Annotated in this window: 27 protein-coding genes; 15 read left to right on the forward strand and 12 right to left on the reverse strand. The window is 70.2% G+C overall.

Annotation, left to right across the window (positions count from 1 at the left end; all coding sequences use genetic code 11):
- Positions 1-9 precede the first annotated feature (9 nt).
- Positions 10-810, forward strand: coding sequence for a methyltransferase domain-containing protein (locus IEX31_RS09700; protein ID WP_268236976.1), 801 nt, complete (start codon positions 10-12; stop codon positions 808-810).
- A complete protein-coding gene (locus tag IEX31_RS09705) occupies positions 803-1,939 on the forward strand; it encodes an FAD-dependent oxidoreductase (RefSeq protein WP_188743234.1) in 1,137 nt (378 codons plus the stop codon). The genes IEX31_RS09700 and IEX31_RS09705 overlap by 8 nt, the downstream gene beginning before the upstream one ends.
- Positions 1,940-1,950: 11 nt before the next feature.
- Here IEX31_RS09705 and IEX31_RS09710 read toward each other — a convergent pair whose 3' ends face one another.
- Both IEX31_RS09710 and IEX31_RS09715 read right to left on the reverse strand, forming a co-directional pair.
- Entirely contained in the window at positions 1,951-2,631 is a 681-nt protein-coding gene (locus IEX31_RS09710) for a M23 family metallopeptidase (protein ID WP_188743235.1), read from the reverse strand.
- Between the two features lie 14 nt (positions 2,632-2,645).
- Positions 2,646-3,086: a nitroreductase family deazaflavin-dependent oxidoreductase gene (locus tag IEX31_RS09715; RefSeq protein ID WP_188743236.1), complete on the reverse strand. Its 441-nt coding sequence runs from the start codon at positions 3,084-3,086 to the stop codon at positions 2,646-2,648.
- 190 nt (positions 3,087-3,276) lie between these two features.
- Here IEX31_RS09715 and IEX31_RS09720 point away from each other — a divergent pair, with 190 nt between their 5' ends.
- Both IEX31_RS09720 and IEX31_RS09725 read left to right on the forward strand, forming a co-directional pair.
- Positions 3,277-5,499: an ATP-dependent Clp protease ATP-binding subunit gene (locus IEX31_RS09720; protein ID WP_188743237.1), complete on the forward strand. Its 2,223-nt coding sequence runs from the start codon at positions 3,277-3,279 to the stop codon at positions 5,497-5,499.
- A 139-nt stretch (positions 5,500-5,638) separates the two neighbouring features.
- Positions 5,639-7,198: a carboxylesterase/lipase family protein gene (locus tag IEX31_RS09725; RefSeq protein ID WP_188743238.1), complete on the forward strand. Its 1,560-nt coding sequence runs from the start codon at positions 5,639-5,641 to the stop codon at positions 7,196-7,198.
- Between the two features lie 150 nt (positions 7,199-7,348).
- On the opposite strand, the gene IEX31_RS09730 is transcribed toward IEX31_RS09725, so the two are convergent.
- On the reverse strand, positions 7,349-8,641 hold the full coding sequence (locus tag IEX31_RS09730; protein WP_229662243.1) for an MFS transporter: 1,293 nt from the start codon (positions 8,639-8,641) through the stop codon (positions 7,349-7,351).
- A 64-nt stretch (positions 8,642-8,705) separates the two neighbouring features.
- The gene (locus IEX31_RS09735; RefSeq protein WP_188743240.1) at positions 8,706-9,869 is read right to left on the reverse strand and encodes a Fic family protein; all 1,164 of its coding nucleotides are present in this window, start codon (positions 9,867-9,869) and stop codon (positions 8,706-8,708) included.
- A gap of 237 nt (positions 9,870-10,106) precedes the next feature.
- Here IEX31_RS09735 and IEX31_RS09740 point away from each other — a divergent pair, with 237 nt between their 5' ends.
- Entirely contained in the window at positions 10,107-11,156 is a 1,050-nt protein-coding gene (locus IEX31_RS09740) for a zinc-dependent alcohol dehydrogenase family protein (RefSeq protein ID WP_188743241.1), read from the forward strand.
- Positions 11,157-11,362: 206 nt separating this feature from the next.
- Entirely contained in the window at positions 11,363-13,105 is a 1,743-nt protein-coding gene (locus IEX31_RS09745) for a S8 family peptidase (protein ID WP_188743242.1), read from the forward strand.
- A 114-nt stretch (positions 13,106-13,219) separates the two neighbouring features.
- Here the strand turns inward: IEX31_RS09745 and IEX31_RS09750 are convergent, their stop codons facing one another.
- Positions 13,220-13,813, reverse strand: coding sequence for a nitroreductase family protein (locus IEX31_RS09750; RefSeq protein ID WP_188743243.1), 594 nt, complete (start codon positions 13,811-13,813; stop codon positions 13,220-13,222).
- Between the two features lie 207 nt (positions 13,814-14,020).
- On the opposite strand from IEX31_RS09750, the gene IEX31_RS09755 reads away from it, so the two are divergent.
- The 3 genes from IEX31_RS09755 to IEX31_RS18850 all read left to right on the forward strand — a co-directional run bounded on the left by IEX31_RS09755 (position 14,021) and on the right by IEX31_RS18850 (position 15,131).
- A complete protein-coding gene (locus tag IEX31_RS09755) occupies positions 14,021-14,560 on the forward strand; it encodes a flavodoxin domain-containing protein (RefSeq protein WP_188743244.1) in 540 nt (179 codons plus the stop codon).
- Positions 14,561-14,646: 86 nt separating this feature from the next.
- Positions 14,647-14,991, forward strand: coding sequence for a hypothetical protein (locus tag IEX31_RS09760; protein WP_229662244.1), 345 nt, complete (start codon positions 14,647-14,649; stop codon positions 14,989-14,991).
- Entirely contained in the window at positions 14,988-15,131 is a 144-nt protein-coding gene (locus tag IEX31_RS18850) for a hypothetical protein (protein WP_229662245.1), read from the forward strand. Before IEX31_RS09760 ends, IEX31_RS18850 begins: the two co-directional genes overlap by 4 nt.
- A 45-nt stretch (positions 15,132-15,176) precedes the next feature.
- On the opposite strand, the gene IEX31_RS09765 is transcribed toward IEX31_RS18850, so the two are convergent.
- On the reverse strand, positions 15,177-16,247 hold the full coding sequence (locus IEX31_RS09765) for a threonine aldolase family protein (protein ID WP_188743245.1): 1,071 nt from the start codon (positions 16,245-16,247) through the stop codon (positions 15,177-15,179).
- A gap of 145 nt (positions 16,248-16,392) precedes the next feature.
- On the opposite strand from IEX31_RS09765, the gene IEX31_RS19280 reads away from it, so the two are divergent.
- The 3 genes from IEX31_RS19280 to IEX31_RS09775 are packed head-to-tail and all read left to right on the forward strand — an operon-like array spanning position 16,393 to position 17,212.
- Positions 16,393-16,521: a hypothetical protein gene (locus tag IEX31_RS19280; RefSeq protein WP_268236977.1), complete on the forward strand. Its 129-nt coding sequence runs from the start codon at positions 16,393-16,395 to the stop codon at positions 16,519-16,521.
- Positions 16,494-16,835, forward strand: coding sequence for an OsmC family protein (locus IEX31_RS09770; RefSeq protein ID WP_229662246.1), 342 nt, complete (start codon positions 16,494-16,496; stop codon positions 16,833-16,835). The genes IEX31_RS19280 and IEX31_RS09770 overlap by 28 nt, the downstream gene beginning before the upstream one ends.
- Before the next feature lie 35 nt (positions 16,836-16,870).
- A complete protein-coding gene (locus IEX31_RS09775; protein ID WP_188743247.1) occupies positions 16,871-17,212 on the forward strand; it encodes a hypothetical protein in 342 nt (113 codons plus the stop codon).
- Here the strand turns inward: IEX31_RS09775 and IEX31_RS09780 are convergent.
- Genes IEX31_RS09780 through IEX31_RS09790 form a run of 3 tightly spaced genes read right to left on the reverse strand, consistent with a single transcriptional unit; the run spans position 17,187 to position 18,573 of the window.
- On the reverse strand, positions 17,187-17,750 hold the full coding sequence (locus IEX31_RS09780; RefSeq protein ID WP_188743248.1) for a dihydrofolate reductase family protein: 564 nt from the start codon (positions 17,748-17,750) through the stop codon (positions 17,187-17,189). The genes IEX31_RS09775 and IEX31_RS09780 overlap by 26 nt on opposite strands.
- Positions 17,747-18,241: an SRPBCC family protein gene (locus IEX31_RS09785; protein WP_188743249.1), complete on the reverse strand. Its 495-nt coding sequence runs from the start codon at positions 18,239-18,241 to the stop codon at positions 17,747-17,749. The genes IEX31_RS09780 and IEX31_RS09785 overlap by 4 nt, the downstream gene beginning before the upstream one ends.
- Positions 18,238-18,573, reverse strand: coding sequence for an ArsR/SmtB family transcription factor (locus tag IEX31_RS09790; protein ID WP_188743250.1), 336 nt, complete (start codon positions 18,571-18,573; stop codon positions 18,238-18,240). Before IEX31_RS09790 ends, IEX31_RS09785 begins: the two co-directional genes overlap by 4 nt.
- Positions 18,574-18,703: 130 nt before the next feature.
- Here IEX31_RS09790 and IEX31_RS09795 point away from each other — a divergent pair, with 130 nt between their 5' ends.
- On the forward strand, positions 18,704-19,081 hold the full coding sequence (locus tag IEX31_RS09795; protein ID WP_188743251.1) for a cupin domain-containing protein: 378 nt from the start codon (positions 18,704-18,706) through the stop codon (positions 19,079-19,081).
- A gap of 271 nt (positions 19,082-19,352) precedes the next feature.
- Here the strand turns inward: IEX31_RS09795 and IEX31_RS09800 are convergent, their stop codons facing one another.
- Both IEX31_RS09800 and IEX31_RS09805 read right to left on the reverse strand, forming a co-directional pair.
- Entirely contained in the window at positions 19,353-19,733 is a 381-nt protein-coding gene (locus IEX31_RS09800; RefSeq protein ID WP_188743252.1) for an SHOCT domain-containing protein, read from the reverse strand.
- Between the two features lie 130 nt (positions 19,734-19,863).
- The gene (locus IEX31_RS09805; RefSeq protein ID WP_188743253.1) at positions 19,864-20,112 is read right to left on the reverse strand and encodes a hypothetical protein; all 249 of its coding nucleotides are present in this window, start codon (positions 20,110-20,112) and stop codon (positions 19,864-19,866) included.
- Positions 20,113-20,278: 166 nt separating this feature from the next.
- Between IEX31_RS09805 and IEX31_RS09810 the strand changes: the two genes are divergently transcribed.
- Both IEX31_RS09810 and IEX31_RS09815 read left to right on the forward strand, forming a co-directional pair.
- Positions 20,279-21,574, forward strand: coding sequence for an MFS transporter (locus IEX31_RS09810; protein WP_229662257.1), 1,296 nt, complete (start codon positions 20,279-20,281; stop codon positions 21,572-21,574).
- 109 nt (positions 21,575-21,683) lie between these two features.
- Positions 21,684-22,340 (forward strand): hypothetical protein, encoded by a 657-nt coding sequence (locus IEX31_RS09815; RefSeq protein WP_188743255.1) that lies wholly within the window; start codon positions 21,684-21,686, stop codon positions 22,338-22,340.
- A gap of 9 nt (positions 22,341-22,349) precedes the next feature.
- Here IEX31_RS09815 and IEX31_RS09820 read toward each other — a convergent pair whose 3' ends face one another.
- Entirely contained in the window at positions 22,350-23,045 is a 696-nt protein-coding gene (locus IEX31_RS09820; protein WP_229662247.1) for an SDR family NAD(P)-dependent oxidoreductase, read from the reverse strand.
- Position 23,046 lies beyond the last annotated feature (1 nt).

The raw sequence follows: 23,046 nt of genomic DNA on the forward strand, positions 1-23,046 counted from the left end.
CCTGAGTGAGTGTGCCGCTGTCGCGCTCTCGCCGCATGTTTCCGTTCGCGCGGTGCGTCGCCGTTCCGGCAGACGCACCGCGCGAACGGAAACACTGGGCGGTTCCTCGGGCGGCGCGACGATGCCGCGGTCGAGCTCATGGACGACCCGGGCGCCGACCTCGACATGCTGGAGCGCACGTACGGCCGGTTCCGCCTCGTGAACGCGGTGGTGTCGAACCCTCGCGCCGTGTACCGGCGCTGGATCCGGCCGCGACTGTCGCCCATCGAGACCCGCCGCGTGCTCGACATCGGCACGGGCGGGAGCGACCTGCCGCAGGCGATGCTCGCCTGGGCGCGGGCCGACGGGTTGCGCCTCGAGGTGACCGCCATCGATCCCGACGAGCGCGCCATCGCGTGGGCTCGCCGCCGTCCGCCCGTGCCCGGACTCGTGCTGCGCCAGGTCACGAGCCGCGAGCTCGCCGACGCGGGCGAACGGTTCGACGTCGTGACCTCGAACCACGTGCTGCACCATCTCGACGGGCGGGAGCTGGGGGCGCTCCTCGCCGAGTCCGAGCGGCTCGCGGCCGGCGGGGGACTCGCCGTGCATGGCGACATCGAGCGGTCGCGCCTGGGCTACGCGCTGTTCGGGATCGGCACGCTGCCCTTCGCGGGCAACCTGCTGGCCGACACCTTCATCCGCGCCGACGGGCTCACGTCGATCCGGCGCAGCCACACCGCGGCCGAACTTCGGGCGGTCCTGCCCGCCGGCTGGCGCGTGCGACGCGGGTTCCCATCCCGGCTCGAAGTGATCTGGGGTGCGAGTGGCTGAGCCGCGGCACGACGTCGTCATCGTGGGCGGTGGGCCCGTCGGCCTGCTGCTCGGATGCCTCCTCGCCCGCCGCGGCATCGACGCGGTCGTGCTCGAGCGGCGCTCGGCGCGCTCGGGCCGGTCTCGCGCGATCGGCATCCATCCGCCGGGGCTCAAGGCGCTCGCGCTGGCCGGCCTGGTCGAGGAGGCGAGGGCGCAGGCCGTCGAGATCGTCGACGGGCGCGTGACGTGCCGGGGCCGCGTGCTCGGGGCGATGTCGTTCCGGCGCGCGGGCACCGTGCTGTCGCTGCCGCAACTCGATACGGAGGCGATGCTCGAACGGCGGCTCGAGGAGCTGCGCCCGGGGGCGCTGCGCCGCGGGGTGGAGGTGCACGCCATCCACGACCGCGGCACGCACGTGGAGGTCACGGGCGACGCGGGCGGCGAGCCGGTCGCGGTGGGGGCGTGGTACGCGGTCGCGGCCGACGGCGTTCGCAGCGGCATCCGAGGGCAGCTCGGCATCGGCTGGCGTGCGCGGCGCGGACGGGCGCACTACGTGATGGGCGACACGCGCGACGACACTGGGGCTCCCGCCTCGGCGCTGCTGCATTTCGAGCCGGCTGGGGTCGTGGAGTCGTTCCCGATGCCCGGCGGCCTGCGCCGTTGGGTCGCCTGGGTGCGGCGCCCGCCCGCGAAGCTCGAGCCCGAGTACCTCGCGACGATCGTGCGCTCGCGCACGGGCGGCGAGTTCGACGCATCCGTCGCGGCCGAGCCGAGCGCGTTCGAGGCGCGACAGCACCTCGCCGAGCGGATGTCGCGAGGCCGCGTCGCGCTCGCGGGCGACGCGGCCCACGAGGTCAGCCCGATCGGCGGTCAGGGCATGAACCTCGGCTGGATGGATGCGATGCGCCTCGACCACGATCTCGCGCTCGCACTTCAGGCGGGTGCGCCGTTCGAGGCGTTCGACGCCTACGACCGGCTGCGGCGCGCATCGGCCCGTCGCGCCCTGCGGCAGGCGGCCTTCAACATGGCGATGGGTGCGCCCGCCTCGGGCACGAGGTTGCGCATCCGGAACGCGGGCGTGCATGTGCTCGGGGTCCCGCCGCTGCGCGCGCTGCTCGCGCGTGCATTCACCATGCGGTGGCTCTGAGAGGTGGTGACTCAGAGCGGCTCGACGACCGCGCCCTCGCCGGGGATGCCTGACTCGACCGTTCGGGGTCCGACCCCGGCCGCCGGCCACTCGCGGTAGTTCCGGAACGCCATCGGCACGCCTCGCGCGACCGATGGATCGGGGCCGTCCATGACCTGCACGTGCACGTGCGGCTGCGTCGAGTTGCCCGAGTTGCCGCACGAGCCGACCTGCTGCCCGGTGGTCACGGCATCGCCGACGGCGACCCGCAACGATCCCTTCCGCAGGTGTACGAGTGCGACGAACGCGCTGCCGTCGCGCAACGCGATGATGACGTGGTTGCCGGCGATGGCGCCGACGCCCCGCCGCGCCCGCTGGGCCTGGCCGAGCATGTACCCGACGAGGGCAAGCTGCGACCGGCGGGCCTCATGGTCGGGTTCGCCATCGTGCACTGCGACGACCACACCATCGGCCGGCGCCAGGATCGGGCGGCCGAATGCGAAGAACCGCTCGGGCGGCTCGGTGCCGAACAGGGTGCCCCAGTCCCGCTCCCCCGCTGTGCGCCGGCGTTCGTCGACGCCGACGAAGTCGGTGGCGTACCGCCCGCCGAAGAGGTCGGTGCCATGGCTCGGCACGCGCCGGGCCGGACTGTTCTGCACGAGCCACCGCTCCGTGAACGGCAGGGCGAGCACGACCGGATGCGTCAGCGGCATCGCGGTGCCGGTGCTCAGAAGGAGATGCGGGTGAGGAGGAAGACCGGGATCTGCCGGCCTGTCTTGGTCTGGTACTCGTCGTACGACGGCCACGTCTCGTTGGCACGGCGCCACCAGATCCCGCGCTCCTCGCCCTCGAGTTCCCGCGCCTCGTAGTCGTGCTTCTCGGCGCCGTCCTGCAGTTCGACGTGCGAATGCTTCTTGAGGTTCCAGTACCAGGTCGGATGCGCGGGCGAGCCGCCCCTCGAGGCGACGACGGCGTATTGACCGTCGTGCTCCACGCGCATGAGGGCCGTCTTGCGGAGCTTGCCCGTCTTCGCGCCCTTCGACGTCATCACGATGATGGGGCGACCCCGCAACGTGTTGGCCTCGTCGCCGTTCGACGCCTCGAAGGTCTCGGCCTGGACCCGAGCCCATTCCGATATGCTCGGCTCGTACTCTCCCACCAGTGGCATGCGCATCCTCTTTCGCCGTATCCCCTCATCACAACACGGATGCCGCTCTGTCGCATTCCGTGCGCTGGCGGCGGCTGCGGCATCCGTCTACCGTGAACGTCGGGGGGACGAGCACGGCGGGACATCCGGAATATTCACCCTCCCATTCAAAGTTGAGCCTAGTAGACTCAATTTTGACGAAGGGATGCCGATGGCCAACATGCAGGGTGCGCCGAGCTCGCAGGAGGAGCAGCAATCGGCGCTCGAACAGTACGGGATGAACCTCACCGACCTCGCGAAGGCGGGCAAGCTCGACCCCGTGATCGGGCGCGACGCCGAGATCCGGCGCGTCAGCCAGGTGCTCACGCGCCGCACGAAGAACAACCCCGTGCTCATCGGCGAGCCCGGCGTCGGCAAGACCGCGGTCGTCGAGGGGCTCGCGCAGCGCATCGTCGCGGGCGACGTCGCCGAGTCGCTGAAGAACAAGCAGCTCGTCTCGCTCGACATCTCGGCGCTGGTGGCCGGCGCGATGTATCGCGGCCAGTTCGAGGAACGACTGAAGGCCGTGCTCAAGGAGATCAACGACGCCGAGGGCGCCATCATCACGTTCGTCGACGAGCTGCACCTGCTCATGGGCGCGGGCGGCGGAGAGGGCTCGGTCGCGGCATCCAACATGCTGAAGCCCATGCTCGCCCGCGGCGAGCTGCACCTCATCGGCGCGACGACGCTCAACGAGTACCGCGAGTACATCGAGAAGGACGCCGCGCTCGAGCGCCGGTTCCAGCAGGTGTACGTCGGCGAGCCGTCAGTCGAAGACACCGTCGCGATCCTGCGTGGCCTCAAGGGTCGGTACGAGGCGCATCACGGGGTCACGATCTCGGATGCCGCGCTCGTCGCCGCGGCATCCCTGTCGAACCGCTACATCACGGCCCGCCAACTGCCCGACAAGGCCATCGACCTCATCGACGAGGCCATGAGCCGGCTCAAGATGGAGATCGACTCCAGCCCTGTGGAGATCGACCAGCTGAAGCGCCAGGTCGATCGGCTGAAGCTCGAGGAGCTCGCCCTCAAGCGCGAGAAGGACCAGGCGTCGAAGGAGCGGCTCGCGAAGCTGCGCGAGACGCTCGTGGAGCAGGAGCGCGAGCTCGCCGAGCTCGAGGCGCGCTGGGCTCGCGAGCGCATGGGGCTGAACCGCGTCGGCGAGCTGAAGAAGAAGCTCGACGAGGCGGTCACCGAGCGCGACCGCGCCATGCGCGAGGCCGACTACCAGCGGGCGTCGAAGCTCGAGTACGAGACCATCAAGCAGCTCGAACGCGACCTCGCCGAGGCCGAACGCGCCGAGGAGGTGCCCGACGAGACCCGCATGGTCAACGAACAGGTCACCGAGGAGGACATCGCCGCGGTCATCTCGGCGTGGACGGGCATCCCCGTCGGCAAGCTCATGCAGGGCGAGACCGAGAAGCTCCTGCAGCTCGAGGCGGAGCTCGGCAAGCGCCTGATCGGCCAGAAGCGGGCCGTCCGCGCGGTCGCCGACGCGGTGCGCCGTTCGCGCGCCGGCATCAGCGACGCGAACCGTCCGACGGGCTCGTTCCTCTTCCTCGGCCCCACGGGCGTCGGCAAGACCGAGCTCGCGAAGGCGCTCGCCGAGTTCCTCTTCGACGACGAGCACGCCATGGTGCGCATCGACATGTCGGAGTACGGCGAGAAGTTCTCCGTCTCCCGGCTCCTCGGCGCCCCTCCCGGATACGTCGGGTACGACCAGGGCGGCCAGCTCACCGAGGCCGTGCGGCGGCGCCCGTACTCGGTGGTGCTCTTCGACGAGGTCGAGAAGGCGCACCCCGAGGTCTTCGACGTGCTGCTGCAGGTGCTCGACGACGGCCGGCTCACCGACGGCCAGGGCCGCACCGTCGACTTCCGCAACACGATCCTCATCCTCACGTCCAACCTCGGGTCGCAGTTCCTCATCGACCCGTCGCTCTCGTGGGACGAGAAGGAGCAGGCCGTGCTGCAGACCGTGCGGCAGTCGTTCAAGCCCGAGTTCGTGAACCGCCTCGACGACATCGTCGTGTTCTCGGCGCTCAGCGAGGAGGAGCTCGGCGAGATCGTCAACCTGTACATCGACCGGCTGTCGGTGCGGCTCCACGACCGGCGCCTGCAGCTCGGGGTCACGCCCGACGCGCGGGCCTGGCTCGCCGAGCGCGGCTACGACCCGCTCTACGGCGCTCGTCCGCTGCGCCGCCTCATGCAGCACGAGATCGACGACCGCCTCGCGCGGGCACTGCTCACGGGCGACATCCGCGACGGCGACACGGTGAAGGTCGACCTCGGCGCCGACGGCGAGTCGCTCACCGTCGCGCGCGCCGACGGCGTCGCGGCCGGCGGCGAGGGCGGCGGCGCCGTCGAGGATGTCATCGACGCCGAGATCATCGAGTAGTCCCTCCGCCCCACGTTGCCGTTCGCGCGCGGCGTTGCCATCGGGCGGGTGACGCGGCGCGGGAACGGAAACAGGGGATGACGTATGCCGCGAGCCCGTCGATTCCGTGCGTTCACCTCGCGGGCGTAGGGTCGCCTACATGGTGCTGAGCGGTACGCGCCCTGACGCCCTCCTCGTGGAGACCGCGGAGGGCGCCGTGCGGGGCATCCGTCGTCGGGGGGTGCGGATGTGGCGGGGCATCCCGTACGCGGCCGACACCGGCGGCGCCCGCCGGTTCCGGGCGCCGGAGCCTTCGCCCGGATGGGACGGCGTGCGCGATGCCGCCGACTTCGGCCCGGTCGCCCCGCAACTGCGTCGGGGCCAGTTCATCGGCGCCAATCCACGGCTGGTGCGCAGCGAGGACTGCCTGAACCTCAACGTGATCGCGCCCGACGAGGCCGATGCCCCGGCCCACGGCCGCCCGGTCATGGTCTTCATCCACGGCGGCGCGTACAGCGTCGGCTCGTCGGGCGAGTATCCGCGACAGGGCGAGCGCCTCGTGCGGCAGCACGGGGTCGTGTACGTGAGCCTCAACTACCGGCTCGGTGCGCTCGGCTGGCTCGACTTCCGGGCGTACTCGACGCCGCGGCATCCGTTCGACGTCAACCTCGGCCTGCAAGACCAGGTGGCCGCCCTCGAGTGGGTACGCCGCAACATCCGCGCGTTCGGGGGCGACCCCGGCAACGTGACGCTCTTCGGCGAGTCGTCGGGCGCGAACTCGGTCACGACGCTGCTCACGGTGCCCGCGGCCGAGGGGCTCATCGCCCGCGCGATCGCACAGAGCTCGCCCGCGAACGCCGTATACCTGCCCGAGGTGGCCGCCGAGTGGGCGGGGGAGTACGTACGCATGCTCAGCCGCATCGTCGACGACGACGACCTCGAGAGCGAATCCCCCGAGGATGCCGCGGTCATGCTGCGAGCGGCCCACCCGACGGTGCTCGCCGCGGCGACGACCGCGCTCAGCGTCCGCACCCCCGACGAGCACCCGGGCACCATCAGCCTCGCTCCCGTCATCGACGGCGAATTCCTTCCCCACCGACCGCTCGACGCGTTCCGCGACGGGCTCGCGCACCGGGTGCCGCTCATCATCGGCACGAACGACCGCGAGGGTTCGTTGTTCGAGGGCCGCATCGGCATCCTCCCGACCACGAAGCCGCGCATCCGCGCCATCTTCGCGAACACCCGCAAGAAGGCGCGCAAGGCGATCAAGCGGCAGTATCCGGGGCTGCCAGAGCGGCGCCCGGCGGCCGACTTCGGCGGCGATTTCACGTTCTGGTTCCCCTCCGTGAAGGTCGGCGAGCGCCATTCGCGCTACGCCCCGACGTACTTCTACCGATTCGATGCGGCGCCTCGGATGCCGCGGCTGCTCGGCCTCGACGCGACGCACGGTCTCGAGCTCTTCGCCCTGTTCGAGAAGTTCGACACGCTCACCGGGGCCGGGGTCACGCTGCTCGGCGGGCGGCGGATGTACCGCGAGATCGGGCGACGGATGCAACGGCACTGGACCTCGTTCGCGGCATCCGGCACTCCCGGGTCGGAGTGGCCGCGGTACGACGAGGCCGGGCGGCGGACGCTCGTGTTCGACCGCGTCGACCACGTGGAACTCGACCCGCGGCGCGAGAAGCGGCTCGCGTGGCAGGAGTTCGTGCCGCACGTGTGAGGGTGCGCCCCACGTTTCCGTTCGCGCGCTGCGTCGCCCTTCCGATGGAGACACTGCGCGCGAACGGAAACGTGGGGGAACGCCGTGCGTGAACCCGCAGCACCCGCGGCACCGGGCGGGGGAACTCGTGCGGTCGAGGAGGAGCCGCCGCTACACCTCGTGGGTGGAGGAGGCCGCCCGCGGTCGGCTCGACGTCTCTTCGGCCACCACGCCGTTCGCGCTGGCCGGGATGCGGCGCTCGAGCGCCGTGGCCAGCACGCCGATGCCGAGGCATCCGACGACCATGACCATGATGTAGATCGCGTCGAGGCCCTGGCCGAGGAGGAGTCCCGCGGCGATCGGGCCGGTGATCGCGCCCACCTGGAAGGCCGCCGCGTTGATGGCGTTGTACCGACCGCGGTTGTGGTCGGAGGCGAGGTCGTTGTAGATCGCGGGCACGGTGGGTTGCAGCAGGGTCTCGCCGAACGCGAAGACGCCCATGAACGCCAGGACGCCGATCGCGGTCGCCACCGAATCGGGCAGCAGCCCGGCACCGCCCAGGATCAGCCATGATCCCGCCCACACCAGCGCCATCACCCACATGACGCGGGTGCGGCGGCGGCCGCTGATGCGGTTCAGCACCGTGAACTGGAGCAGCACGATCACCGCGGTGTTGACGGCGAACGCGAGGCCGACCACCCGGGTCGAGACCTCGGCCACCTGCCGCGCGTAGGCCGGGAATCCGGCCTCCATCTGGCCGTAGCCGATGAACATCGCGATGAACGTGAGCAGGGTCAGCCACAGCACCGCCGGCTGTCGGAGGATCTCGCGGTAGGTTCCGGCCGCCGGCGCCTCGTTGCTGGGCTCCGCCTGGGTACGCACGTGCCGGAGCGGACCCAGCAGCAGCGCCGCCGGTACGAGGCAGCTGATCGCGTCGACGAGGAAGATCGCGGTGAACGTCTCGGGGGAGTGCACATCGACGTAGAACCCGCCGATGATGCCGCCAATGCCGATGCCGAGGTTCACGAGCGCGAAGTTGACGCCGAAGTAGCGCTGACGCAGGTCACCCTCGACCACGGCCGCGACCAGCGCGTTGAATCCGGGCCATGACACGCCGAAGTTCACGCCGATGAGCACGAGCGCGACCGCCGCGACCGCGGGGTGGGTCGCGAACGCGAGCAGGGTGCAGCCGGCGATCATCGCCGCCAGCCCGGTGAGCAGCACCTTGCGGGCGCCGAACCGGTCGATGAGCGTGCCGCCCGGGCCGGTCACGGCCAGGCCGGTGATCGCGATCAGGCTCATCAATGCGCCCGACAGCCCGAGATCGAAGCCCCGCACCTCATGCAGGTAGATGATGGTGAACGGCAGGGTCAGCCCGCGGCCGAGCGTCTGGATCGCGACCGTCGACAGCAGCCATCGGCCCTCGGTGGGAAGCGCGCTCCAGAAGGTCTTGATACCGGTCACCAGAGCATCCTGCCGGAGGCCTCCGACATCGCAAACCTGCGGTCCGTCGCCGCCGGTCCGTCCGTCAGGCCGGCCCACTCGGTTCGTCGTCCTTGAGGATACGGGGCAGGTACCCGAGCGCGTCGAGCTGTCGAATGACGAACTGGCCGAGCGGTGCCCTGGCGAGCGAGACCCGGTAGAAGCGCGGGCCGCGTTCGTCGTGCACCAGAATGCCGCGCTCGACGAGCGATCGGATCGTCACGGAGCGTTGCGACGGGCTCCCGGGCAGCGCAGGTTCCAGATCGCCCGCCTTCACGACGCCGTGACGCACGGCGATTTTCAGAGCGGCGCTCTCGGCGGCGGTCGCCGCTCCACTCGTGGTGAGGCGGTCGATAGCCGGGTCGATGAGCTCGTCCATGACGAACGCGAAGTCCTGCATCTGCACGAGACGCTCGAGGTCGTGGCGCAGGCCGCGCACGAAGAACTCGCACCACGCAACCGTCCCGGTCGGCGAAAGATCGTCCGCGGCTTCCAATGCCGCATAGTAGCCGTCGCGATCGTTGCCGAACACCGCCGTCGGATTCACGGCACGGTAGCCGGGGACCGAGTCGAAGCCGTTTCGACGCAACATCGCGTACGTGAACAGGCGTGACACGCGCCCGTTGCCGTTGGTGAACGGGTGGATCCAGACGAACCGGTGGTGAGCGATCGCCGCATGGAGCATCTGTTCGTGCGTTGGCATGTCACGATTCGCGAAGTCGAGCAGCTCCGACATCTCCGCGTGGACGTACACGTGCGATGGCGGCGTATGGGCGGAACCGTTGATCGAGACCTCGTTGGCGCGATACTCGCCCGGCGTACGGTCTCCCTCACGGTGCAGTCCGTCCACCGTGATGCGATGCAGCTCCCGGATGAGGACGTGAGTCAGCGGCCGTGCAGGATCGGTGGTGTCGATGAAATCGATGCCGGCGAGGATATTGGTGATCTCCCGCAGTGAATCCGATGTCGCGGGGCGCCCGGACGCGACCGCCGGGATGTCTGCCAGTGCGTCATAGACCGTGGTGCGATTGCCCTCGATCCGGGCGGAGATCACGCTCATCACGACACGGAAGAGGGCGTGGAGTTCGGTGAGCGTGCGTGCGGGCGTCGTGCCACCGCCGAGGTTGCCGCGGAGACGCTCGATTTCGAAGGCATAGCGAACGAGATCGGATCCGAAATCGACCGGCGGCAGTTCATACCTGTTGCTCACGGCGAGATCCGAACTTGTTCGCCATTCGAGAAGTATTTGTGCACGGTGCCGATACTAGCCGGGAAACGAGCGGATTGTACGCGATCCACATTCGAGATTATTTGTCAAGGCGATGCTGCGGTTCTTGTCGGCCATCGGTCGACATTCGGCTTGTGGGCGAATCTGCGAGGACGGCCGTACTGCACTGAGCCGGTTGCCGACACGCACCGCGTGGGGCGCGCGCGTACCCTCGAGAACATGCTCGCCACCGTCATCCACGCCGCCCGCGACATCCGCGTCGAATCCGTGCCCGACCCCGAGCTGTCGACCGGCGGCGACGCGATCGTACGCGTCGTGGCGTCGTGCGTGTGCGGCTCCGACCTGTGGCCGTATCGCGGCATCACGCCGACGCGCGAGCCGCACCGCATCGGGCACGAGTTCGTCGGCGTCGTCGAGGAGGTGGGCGACGACGTCGAGCGCATCGGGGTCGGCGACTTCGTCATCGCGCCGTTCTACGTGTGCGACAACTCGTGCATCAACTGCCGCAACGGCGTGAGCACCTCGTGCCTGCACGGCGGCTGGTGGGGCAGCGACGACCGGCTCGGCGGCTTCGCCGACGGCGGCCAGGGCGAGCGCGTACGTGTGCCCCTCGCGGACGGCACGCTCGTCGCCGTGCCCGGCGAGGTCGCCGACGACCAGGTGCCCGGGCTCCTCACCCTCTCCGACGTGATGGGCACGGGTCACCACGCCGCCGTCTCAGCGGGTGTCGGCCCCGGCGACTCGGTTGCGGTCGTGGGCGACGGCGCCGTCGGCCTGTGCGCGATCATCGCGGCGCGCCGACTCGGCGCGACGACCATCATCGCGATGTCTCGGCATCCGGAGCGCCAGGCCCTCGCGCGCGACTTCGGCGCGACCCACATCGTCGCCGAGCGCGGCGAGGTTGGCATCAAGGCCGTGCAGGAACTGACCCACGGTATCGGCGCCGACCGGGTGCTCGAGTGCGTCGGCACCAAGGAGTCGATGGACCAGGCGATCCGCTCCACCCGTCCCGGCGGCATGGTCGGGTACGTCGGGGCGCCGAACGGCGGGCCCGAGCTCCCCGTGCGGCCGCTCTTCAACCGCAACATCGGCGTGAACGGCGGCGTCGCACCGGTGCGGGGCTACATCGAGGAGCTGCTGCCCGACGTGCTCTCGGGCGCGATCCAGCCGGGGCGCGTGTTCGACCTCGAGCTGCCGCTCGCCGAGGCGGCCGAGGCGTACGCCGCGATGGACGAGCGACGCGCCGTCAAGGTGCTTCTGCGGCCGTAACCGGCTGCGGGGCCGAGCGGATGCCCCGGGGTGGATGCCCCGGGCGCATGCCCCGACGCAGCGCCGCAGAATCTGCGACATTCGCGACATCCGCGACATTCGGAGGAGACCCTTCCGTTCCGATCCCGCCTCTGCCAGCATGGCGCGAGTGAGCACCATCATTCGGGTGCCATCTGGAAGAAGGGACATCCAACTCCATGAGAGTGATGAGATCCATCGCCACGACGGCAGTGTTCGCACTGGCCGTCACCGGCTTGGCAGCCGGATCCGCGATCGCCGCATCCGCCGCCCCCAACGAGGGCGAGGACCAGTACGTCGTGCTGTTCGCCGAGGGCACGTCATCGGCCGAGGCGCAGGCCGCCGTCGAGGCTGCGGGCGGCACCATCCTGAGCGCGAACACCGCGATCGGCGTCGCCACCGTCGTCACGACCGACGCGGAGTTCGCCGACCAGGCCGCCGATCAGTCCGTGATCGAGGGCACCGCGCAGAACCGCGTGGTCGGCGGCGTTCCCGACGACACCGCGGCCAAGCAGAAGCTGCGCGAGGACGCTGTCGAGCGCGAGACGCGCGTGACGCCCGAGGAGGCGGCCGCCCTCGGCAAGCCGAACGACCCGGGCAAGCCCGTGAAGGGCGCCGAGCCGCTCGCCGACCTGCAGTGGGACATGCAGCAGATCGACGCCACCGTCGACGGCTCGTACGCCGTCGAACGCGGCGACAAGAAGGTCACGGTCGGAATCATCGACACCGGTGTCGACGGCAGCCACCCCGACATCAAGCCGAACTTCGACAAGCACCTCAGCCGCAACTTCACGGTCGACATCCCGGTCGACGCGAACGGCGCCTCCATCGACGGTGACTGTGCGGAAGAGCCCGACCAGTCCTGCGAGGACCCCGCCGATGTCGACGAGAACGGCCACGGCACGCATGTCGCCTCGACCATCGGCTCGCCGATCAACGGCATCGGCATCGCGGGTGTCGCGCCCGAGGTCACCCTGGTGAACCTCCGCGCGGGTCAGGACTCGGGGTACTTCTTCCTGCAAGCCTCGGTCGACGCGCTCACGTACGCCGGCGAGAACGGCATCGACGTGGTGAACATGAGCTACTACGTCGACCCGTGGCTGTTCAACTGCATCGACCACCCGGCCGACAGCGCCGAGGACCAGGCAGAGCAGCAGACGATCATCACCGCCATGCAGCGCGCGCTCGACTTCGCCCGTGCGAACGGCGTGACGCTCGTCGCGGCGGCCGGCAACGGCGCGAGCGACTACACCAAGGTGCTCTCCGACGCGTCGAGCCCCGACTTCGCGAGCGTCCCCGGCGAGGTCGCCTACGTGCGCGACCTGCTCGATCCCGAGTCGTGCATCTCGATGCCGAGCGAGGGTGACGGCGTGATCACGGTCTCGAGCACCGGCATCTCGGAACGCAAGTCGTATTACTCGGACTACGGCAACGGGTTCGTGGATGTCGCGGCGCCCGGTGGCGACGTGTACGACACGGCCGACTTGAAGCGCGACTACAAGGCCGGCATCCTCGCCGCCTACCCGGCGGCCCTCGCCGCGGCCGAGGGGGCGATCGACGAGAACGGCGGTGTGGTCGTGCCGTGGGCGGTCAAGAGCTGCGACGTGAACGGCAAGGAGTGCGCGTACTACCAGTACCTGCAGGGCACGTCGATGGCTTCGCCGCACGCGGCCGGCGTCGCGGCGCTCATCGTGAGCGCCTACGGCGAGCGTCAGCGCGGCGGGCTCACGCTCGACGCGGCCGAGGTGGAGGGCGTGCTGCTCGAGTCCGCCACGGCGAAGGCCTGCCCCGACCCCGCGGCGTACACCTACACCCGGATCCTGCCGAACGGCAGCACTGTGACGGCGACGCACACGTGCGAGGGCACCACCGAGTCGAACGGCTTCTACGGCGCGGGCATCATCAACGCGCTCGCTGCCGTCGGCGGCTGATCGGCTGACTTGGTCGGCCGATGAGTCGGTGAGGCCGGTCCGCTGACCGGCTGAAACCGACGCGAGGGGCGGATGGCGCAGTTGCGGCATCCGCCCCTTCGTCGTGTCCGAGCTCTACGCGCCCGCGAGCACGAGCTCGTCGAGCGGCCTGCGTCGGCGCGGGGCGACCTCGCGCTCGCGAAGGGGCTCGGGCAGCACGTCCGCGTCGCCGAGCACCCCGATCGCCGTGACCGACACGGCCTCGAGGTGCTCGTCGAGGCCGAACGCGTCGCGGAGCCGCGCTCCGTCGAACCCGCCCATCTGGTGCGTGTGCAGCCCCTCGTGCTGCGCTTGGATGGTGAGATGCGCGACGGCCTGGCCCAGGTCGTACCGCGCCCAGCGGCGGGGGCGGCCGTCGGGATCGACGACCTCGGCGAGATTGACGATGAGGAGCGCGGCGGAGTCGGCCCACGCCTGGTTCCAACCGTTCAGCGCGTCGTGCACGGTCGCGAACGCATCGGTCCCGCGGCGGGCGACGATGAAGCGCCAGGGCTGGGCGTTGTTCGCCGACGGCGCCCAGCGGGCCGCCTCGAGGATCGTGCGCACGACCTCGGGATCGATCTCGGCGGACGGGTCGTACGCGCGTGGGCTCCAGCGCTCGACGAGCGGCGTGATGAGCGGGGCGTCGGTCTCGGCGCGGCGCGAGGCGAGGGGGGTCGAAGTGGACATGCGGATGCTGCTTTCGTGCGAGAGGAACGGATGTCGGGGCTCCGTCGTCCCGCTTCATCCAACGTATTCCATGCACATGCATATTCCATGAGTGGCGTTCGAGGGCACGTGCACCGGCGGCAGCGGGACCTTCGTCACTCCGTCCAGAACCCCCTCGGCGTAGCGTGCGGCATCTGGGGAGAGCGCATCGACGAAGGGGGAGACACGATGAAGGTGCTGGTCGCGTATGCGAGCAAGTACGGCGCGACGGAGGGCATCGCACGACGGCTCGGCGAGGGGCTGCGGAAGCGAGGGCTCGAGGTCGACGTCATGAGGTGCAAGGACGTGCACGAGGCATCTGGCTACGACGCCTACGTCGTCGGCTCGGCGGCGTACGAGTTCAACTGGCGCAGGAGTGCCAGGAAGTTCGTCGAACGCAATGCCGAGGTGCTCACCGCGACGCCGACCTGGCTGTTCTCGAGCGGCCCGCTCGGAACGGAGAAGGTCGACAAGGACGGCAACGACGTGCTGAAGGGGGCCGAGCCCAAGCAGTTCGCGGAGTACCGCGAACTCGTGCACCCGCGAGGGACGCAGGTGTTCCGCGGCGCCTATCAACACGACGAGATCCGCGGTGTCGACCGCATCGTCGCGTGGATGCCGGCCGTCCGCGACATCCTGCCCGAGGGCGACTTCCGCGAGTGGGACGCGATCGACGCGTGGGCGTCGACGATCGCCGACGAGATGGGGGAACCGGCCGCTCGTGCCTGACGCCGGCGCCCGCCGCCCTCGTTCGCGACGTTCGTCCCGGACCGCCCCGGCGATCGCGTGTCGGTGGCCGCCGCCATGATCGACGCATGACCGCGACGGGCGCGCACGACTTCGACTTCGTCTACGGCAGGTGGAACGTGCACAACGCCAAGCTGCGCGACACCACCGATCCGACCTGCGACGAGTGGGTGGAGTTCGAAGCGACCAGCGAGGTGTTCCCGATCCTGCACGGATACGGGCATATCGACCGCATGACCGTGCTCGACCCGCCCGACGGCGATCCGTTCGAGGGCTTCACGCTGCGCCTCTTCGGCCCGGCCACCGAGCGCTGGTCGATCTGGTGGAGCTCGACTCCACCCCCGGCAAGCTCGACGTGCCCGTCGAGGGCGCCTTCGACGGCACGCACGGCACTTTCGAGTGCGACGACGTGATCGGCGGCCGCGACGTTCGGGTGCGCTTCGAGTGGCGCAGCGACGACCCGCGGGCGCCCGAATGGCGTCAGTCGTTCTCCGACGACGGCGGCAGCAGTTGGTCGACCAACTGGATCATGCGGCTCACGCCGGCCGGTTGAGCGCGGCGATCAACCGAGCCGGAGCGCGGGCCGCTCGCCCTGCCGCTATGCGCGCGCGAGCTCCTCGCGGATGGCCGCGACGAACGCGTCGATGTCGTCCTCGCTCGTGTCGAATGAGCACATCCAGCGCACTTCGCCGCGCGCGGCGTTCCAGTCGTAGAACCGGAACCGCTCGCGCAGGCGATCGGCGACGCCCGGGGGCAGGGTCGCGAACACGCCGTTGGACTGCGTCTCCTGCGTGAACCCGAGGCCGGGCAAGTCGCCCGCCGCGATGCCCGCGTCGAGGGCGTCGCGCAGGCGCCGCGCCATCGCGTTCGCGTGCGACGCGTTGCGCAGGTACAGGTCGCCCTCGAGCAGCGCGATGAGCTGCGCCGAGACGAAGCGCATCTTCGAGGCCAGCTGCATGTTGAGCTTGCGCAGGTACTTGAGCCCGACGGATGCCTCGGGGTTCAGGACCACGATGGCCTCGCCGCCGAGGGCTCCGTTCTTGGTACCGCCGAAGCTCAGCACGTCGACGCCCGCGTCGCGCGTGAAGTCGCGCAGCGGGAGGCCGAGCGAGGCCGCCGCGTTCGAGAGCCGCGCGCCGTCCATGTACAGCTTCATGCCGTGCCGGTGCACGTGCTCGGAGATCGCCCGCACCTCCTCGACGGAGTACGCGGTGCCGAGCTCGGTGGTCTGCGTGATCGCGACCACGAGCGGCTGCGCCCGGTGCTCGTCGCCCCAGCCCCACGCCTCCCGGTCGATGAGCTCGGGCGTGAGCTTGCCGTCGGGCGTGGGCACGGTGAGCAGCTTGATGCCGCCCACGCGTTCCGGGGCGCCGCCCTCGTCGGAGTTGATGTGCGCCGTCGATGCGCTGATGACGGCGCCCCAGCGGGGCAGCATGGACTGCAGGCCGGTGACGTTCGCTCCCGTTCCGTTGAACACGGGGAACACCTCGACACCCGCGCCGAAGTGGTGCGCGAAGACCTCCTGCAGTCGCTCGGTGTAGACGTCCTCGCCGTAGGCGACCTGGTGCCCGCCGTTCGCGGTGGTGATCGCGGCGAGCACCTCGGGGTGCACGCCGGAGTAGTTGTCGGAGGCGAAGCCGCGGACGGCCGTGTCGTGGAGCTGGTTCACCGGACCATCCTCCCATTTCCCGCGCCCGGCCCGGTCCGTCGGATGGGTACTCCGACGCTCTCACCTGGGTAGCCGCTCCCGATGCGGGAGCCACCGCCGACGCGCAGGCTCGAGATGACCACGATGCAGACGAGGAGGACGGACCATGACCACCATGACGGCCCGCAACGGAGTCGACGTCGACCGGCTGGTCGCGACCATCGAGGACGAACGGCGCCGTTCGTCCTCGATGGCGACGAGCCGCCCGTGCTGCTCGGCTCGAACCACGGCCTGAACGCCGTGGAGCTGACCCTCCAGGCACTCGCGTACTGCTACGCCGTCGGAAACGTCGCGAACGCTGCCGCCCGGGGGATCGAGATCGCCCGCCTGGACTACGAGATCGAGGGCGACCTCGACGTGCGGCGGTTCCTGGGGCTGGAAGGACAACGTCCGGGGTTCACGAAGATCCGGGCCAGGGGCATCGTCTCGAGCTCCAACGTGACGACAGAGGAACTCGACGAGCTGAGCCGGTACGTCCAGGCGACATCGCCGGTGCTGGATTGCCTCGTCAACCCGATCCCCGTGGAGACCACCCTCGAGGTCGTGTGAGCATCCGCGTGGGTTCTCGGAGGACGGTGATGACGATGAGCGGGACGACGGTCGACGTCGTGGACCTCGGGGTGCGAGTGAAGGAGATGTATCGTGCGGTGGCCGAGGACCCAGGCGGCCAGTACCACTTCGAGGTGGGGCGTGCGCTGGCGGAGCGGCTCGGATACCCCGCCCCGATCCTCGATCGGCTCCCACGCGGAGCCGTCGAATTCAGCGGGCTCGTGCTCGTGGCCCTCGCCCTCGTCGCCTTCACACGCGCTCCTACCGCGTGCTGTCGGCGGAGTTCCAAGGGGCCGGGCCGGGTGAGCCGCCGACGGATGCCCCGATCGAGGCATCCGGCGGCGCACCGGCTCAGCGCACGACGTAGCGGAGGCTGACGACGCCGCTCGGGAGCGACACGACGCGGTCGAGGTCGAGACGGCGCTCGCCGAGATCCGCCGGGGTGAACGAGCGGCCCGCCCCAATGAGCACGGGCAGCACGCGAAGGCGCAACTCGTCGACGAGCCCGGCTTCGAAGAGCGCGTCGGCGAGGGTCAGGCTGCCCCACACGACGATGCCGTCGAACCGCTCCTTGAGCGCGGCGGCCGAGTCGGCGCCGTCGCCGCGGAGGATCTCGACCGAACCCTCGCCCCACGGGGCATCCGTCAGCGCATTCGACACCACGAACTTCGGCAGGCGGTTGATCGGCTCGGCGACCGCTTCGACCGCCGGGTCGGCGGCCGGCCAGTAGTCGGCGAACATGCGATAGGTGTCGGCGCCGAGGAGGATGGCGTCGACGTGCTCGAGGAACGCGAGCTGGTCGGCGTCGTTCGGGTCGCCCGTCTCAGCTGCCTGCATGAACCGGATGCCGCCGTCGGGCTCGGCCGCGTACCCGTCGACGCTCACGATCTGCTCGACGGTGAGGCGGCCGGTCATGGCGTCACTCCCCCCGCGAGGTGCTCCGCGAGCAGGTCGAACGCGGAGTCCCAGCCGTCGTAGACGTTCTCGTCGCCCGGACGACCCTCCCAGCCGAGCAGGTGGAACAGCATCTCGGTTCGCCCTCCGGCGAGCTCGCGCAGGGTCACGGTGATGACCGGGGCGGTCGCGTCGTCGTCGCCGGGCGATGCCCACGCGAACACGAGCCGCTCGGGCTCGACGACCTCACGGTAGACACCCGCGGTCGGGTACTCGGACCCGTCGACGTCGTTCACCATGGTGTCGGCGTAACGTCCGCCGACCCGTGCGTCGACGGCGAGGCTGCCGGGCTTGATCGAGATGCCGCGCGGGTGCCACCATTCCGAGGCATCCGCCCGCTCGGTCCAAGCGTGCCAGACCAGCTCGCGGGGCGCGTCGAAGATGCGCGTGATGGTGAACTGCGCGGTCTGCGTGTCGGTGGTTGCGGTCACCGGCGTTCGCTGGTCGGTCATGACGTCCCCTTCATCCGGCAGAGGTGCTCGTCGAGCAGGTCGAAGCGCTCGTTCCATTCGCCGCGGTGCCGTTCCACCCACTCGGATGCCTCGTCCAGCGGCTCCGTGCGCAGCGTGCAGGTTCGCCACTGCGCGGTGGTGGTGCGCTCGATGAGCCCGGCGCGCTCGAGCACCTTGAGGTGCTGCGAGATCGCGGGGCGGCTCATCGCGAACGGCTCGGCCAGCTCGCCGACCGTCGTCGGCCCGCCGTGCAGGCGCGAGAGGATCGCGCGCCTGGTCGGGTCGGCGAGTGCGTGGAAGACGAGACTCAGCTCGTCGTCGGCGCCAGTCACGTAAGCAACTCCTTAATCAATGATTTCCTTAAATATACGAGCGAGCGGATGCCGCGTCAACCCCTTGCTCGTTCGGAGATCCTCCTGCGACTCGCATGCCGACCGCGGCGGAATCCGCGATGATCGGTACATGGCGAATCACATGCGGAACCTGCAGACGGCCCTCGACTCGTTCACCGACCACTGGCAACCGCGCCGGCTCGCGACCGTCAACGACTACGACGTCAGGGTCGTCAAGCTGCAGGGCGAGTTCATCTGGCACAGCCATCCCGAGACCGACGAGCTGTTCCTCGTCGTCTCGGGCGAGCTGGTGATCCAGCTGCGCGATGAGGACGGCGGCGACGTCGTGCTCGGGCCGGGGGATGTCTACGTCGTGCCGCGCGGCGTCGAGCATTGCCCGCGCGCCGACGGCGAGGTGTCGGCGATCCTCATCGAGCCGCAGGGCACGGTCAACACGGGCGACACCGCCCCGAGCGAGCGCACCGCGGTGCTTCGCGAGCTCGACTGATCGAACCGGCGCTCGGGGTCACTCGCGCCACGGCCGGCTTCCGCCGAACATCGACAGGGCGTGGGCGATGACCGATCCGAGGCGTGCCCGGGGCAGGATCGAAGCGAGCATCGATCTCGACCGGTCCTTCGGTGTGCGGGGTCGATCGCGTGGGCGATCGGGCGTCAAGCATGCTGACCCGCACGGATCCGAACACCGAATCCGTGCGGGTCGTGATCGGATGGCCGGCACCGAAGGATGCCGCGGCGCGGTGCCGCGGCATCCGCCCACGTCAGCGAGCGAGCGCCTTCGACTTCAGGAGGTCGTACTCGCCCTGGCTGATGGTTCCGGCGTCGAGCAGCGACTTCGCCTTCGCGATCTCGTCGGTCGGGCTCGCGCCCGCGACCTCGCGGATGTAGTCGTCCTGCGCGGTGTGCAACTCCTGTCCTCTGCGGCCCGAACGCTCCGACATCCCCCGCCCACGCGCGATGAGATACACCAGCGCGGTGATGAATGGGAGGAACACGAGTGCGACGACCCACACGGCCTTCGCCCACCCGTTCAGGTCGTGGTCGCGGAAGACGTCGACGAAGACCGAGATCAGCACCATCAGGTACGCCACGAAGACGTACACCCAGAAGAACCACCAGAACAGATCCCAGAACCCGGTCATGTCGACCTCCACTCGTTTGGATTTCGCACCCAGTCGACACCCGTTCGAGCGGCGGCCGCGGGACGAAGGGCCCGCGGAGCCTCCGAGTCGTGAGGGGATTCCGGGCGCGCCGCCGCGGTATCCGTCGACGTCAGGCGGCGTTCGCGCGGTCGCCCGCGCGTCGCTTCAGGAAGACGAGCGGCAGGAGCCACGCGCCGAGCGCCGTGACGATCCATACGATGAGCGTCGCGAGCACGGCCTGCGCGATCGTGAACACGAGGATCGCCACCAGGAAGCCGCCCCACTCGATGTGGAAGCCGGGCAGGATCCACATCGCGAGCAGCAGTCCGAGCGCGGAGGTGACGAGGGAGAAGGCGATGCGGATCAGGAATCGCAGCATGCCGCGAGGCTATCGGTCGGCGCCGAGGCCGGTCGACGAGCCCGGTCAACGAGCCCGGATCGGCGGAATCCGTTGCCGGTGACGGTGGCCGGGAGCAAGATGATCGGGTGACCCGCTCGAGGCTTCCGTGAGCGCCGCAGCACGACGCGTCCCCACCGCGGGGAGAGTGCAGGGCGTGTACTACACGCTGACGCTGGGCAACACGCTCGCGGCCTCGTTCATCTGGGGCATCAACACGCTGTTCCTCCTCGACGCGGGGCTCAGTAACCTCGAGGCGTTCGCCGCCAACGCGTTCTTCAGCGCCGGCATGTTCCTCTTCGAGATCCCCACCGGCGTCGTCGCCGACACGCTCGGCCGCCGCGCCTCGTACCTGCTCGGCACGATCACCCTCGCCGTGACGACCGTGCTCTACTGGCTCCTCTGGGTGTGGGAATCCCCCTTCTGGGCGTGGGCGATCGTGTCGGTCCTCCTCGGGCTCGGGTTCACCTTCTTCTCGGGGGCCGTCGACGCGTGGCTCGTCGATGCGCTCCACGCGACCGAATACCGTGGGAGCCTCGAAGCCGTGTTCGGCCGCGCCATGATCGTGGGGAGCTCGGCCATGCTCGCCGGGTCCGTGCTCGGCGGCGTCGTGGCACAGCTCACCGATCTCGGGGTGCCGTTCCTCCTCAGGGCCGGCGTGCTCGTGCTCATGCTCGTCGTCGCGGCGCTGCTCATGCGCGATCTCGGGTTCACGCCCGAGCGTGGCGCCGGGCCGATCAAGGCAACGAGCAACGTGCTGCGGGCCTCGGTCCGGTACGGCCTCGGCAATCCGCCGGTGCGCTGGCTGATGCTCACCACGCCGTTCATCACCGGGGTCGGCTTCTACGTCTTCTACGCGCTGCAGCCCTACCTGCTCGAACTCTGGGGCGACGAGGGGGCGTACTCGATCGCGGGACTCGCGGCCGCCCTCCTCTCGGGGGCGGGCATCGTGGGCGGGCTGCTCGCGCCGTACGTGCGTCGATTGTTCCGCAAGCGCACGTCGGCCATCCTGCTCGCCACGGTGTCGAGCGCCGTCGTGCTCGTCGCGCTCGCGTTCACGACGAACTTCTGGGTCGCGATCGCGCTCGTCGCCGCGTGGGGCATCGCGTCGTCGATCGACGACCCCGTGCACCGGGCCTACCTCAATGACATGATCCCGTCGAAGCAGCGGGCCACGGTGCTGTCGTTCGACTCGCTGCTCGGCAGCGCAGGCGGCGCCGTGTTCCAGCCGATCCTCGGCCGCTCGGCCGACCTCGGCGGCTACGGCGCCTCGATGCTCTGGAGCGGCGTCATCGCGGCGGTCGCCACGCCGTTCGTGCTCCTCAGTCGAGCACAGAAGCCCCCCGCCGACACGGCTCGCGAGGTCACACCGTCCGCGCCGACGCCCGGTGAGCCGACGCCCGGCGACGAGCCGGAGTCGGATGCCTCGCTGCCGTCCGTGTGACGGTTTCGTCACGCTGGCGATGTGACGCTTTCCGCGGGTGACGATCGTGGATAGCATGTCGGGCACACACGCGGTCGTGGAGCGGCCGCCGGTGCGGGGAGGAGGCACCATGCAGAAGGTGCTCCTGCTGGGCCTCGGCGTCACCGCCGCCCTCGTGGCGGCCGTCTTCGTCGGCGCCGCGGCCGCGACGACCGGCGCCCCCGTCTTCTACGACGCCCGCTACCCCGCCCCGGTGACGACGGGCCCTGACGTCTACGACGTCGAGGCACACGATGCCGACGTGCCGGCTGCCGGTGCTCCGGTCGATGATGCCGGTCAGGCGGTCGCCGACGGAACCGTGCCCGACGCACCCGGGGCGTCGGCCGGCCCGACCCCGCCGACGGCGCCGCCGGCGAGTTCGCCGCCGACGACGCCCGGCCCCGACGACGAGCCATCCGAGGATGAACCGTCCGACGAGATCGATTCCGAGTCGGGCGCGCCCGTGACGGCGCCGACTCCCGACGAGCAGAAGCGGTGGCTCGCGTTCCAGCAGGTCGTGCGCGACTGCATGGCCGACGCCGGGCAGGAGTACCTGTACTGGGAGTGGTGGAACCCGGGCGCCGACACTTCGAACCGGTTCCCCGCGATGCCGGCCGACCTCACGCCCGACGAACTCGCCGCGTGGCAGCTCGCGCTGAACGGGGACACGGGCACGGGCGACGACTACCGCTGGCAGGATGCCGGATGCTGGGGCCGCGCCGTGCAGATCACGGGCGGCAAGCGCTGACGATGCCGCTCACGCTCGGTCGCCGGCGAGTTCTGTGACCGAGCCGTTGATGGTCGAGGCATCCGCCAGCCAGAGGTCGACGACGGATGCCGCGAGCCGATCCTCCAGGCCCGAGAGTGAGCTCACCCGGAACGTCACCGCGGCCGCTCCCCCTCCCGATCCCTGAGCATCGCCTGGTCGCCGAGTCTGCCGAAGGGCGGCGAAGCCGTGGGCGAGCGACTGCATCCAGGACTCGCCCGCCGCCTTGACGGCCGTGTAATTGGCCGCCCCGGCGGTCGGTGCCGCGACCGTCGTCGATGACACGATCGCGATGCGGCCGGCCGGCGAGGCGACGAGGTCGTCCCAGAAGGCCCGGCTCACGTGGCGGAGCGCGCTGAAGGAGCGTTCGAGCACGCGATAGTCCTCCTCGGTCTGGTCGGCGATGCCGCCGCCGCCGCGCCAGCCGCCGACGAGTTGCACGACGCCGTCGACGTCGCCGACGCGAGCGTGCACGCGCATGGCGAGCTCGAGCACGTCGTCGCCGTCGGTGAGGTCGGCACGCTCGCCGATGACGCCCGGGAGCTCGGACTCGAGCGCGTCGATGCGTCCCTGGTCGCTGCCGACCGCGACGACGCGCGCGCCGGCGTCGAGGAGCGCACGCGCGACCGCCCGGCCCGACGCGCTCGTCGCACCCGCGATCAGCACGGTGCGCCCCTCGACCGACACG

Source organism: Agromyces bauzanensis, assembly GCF_014645655.1.
Taxonomy (GTDB): Bacteria; Actinomycetota; Actinomycetes; order Actinomycetales; family Microbacteriaceae; genus Agromyces; species Agromyces bauzanensis.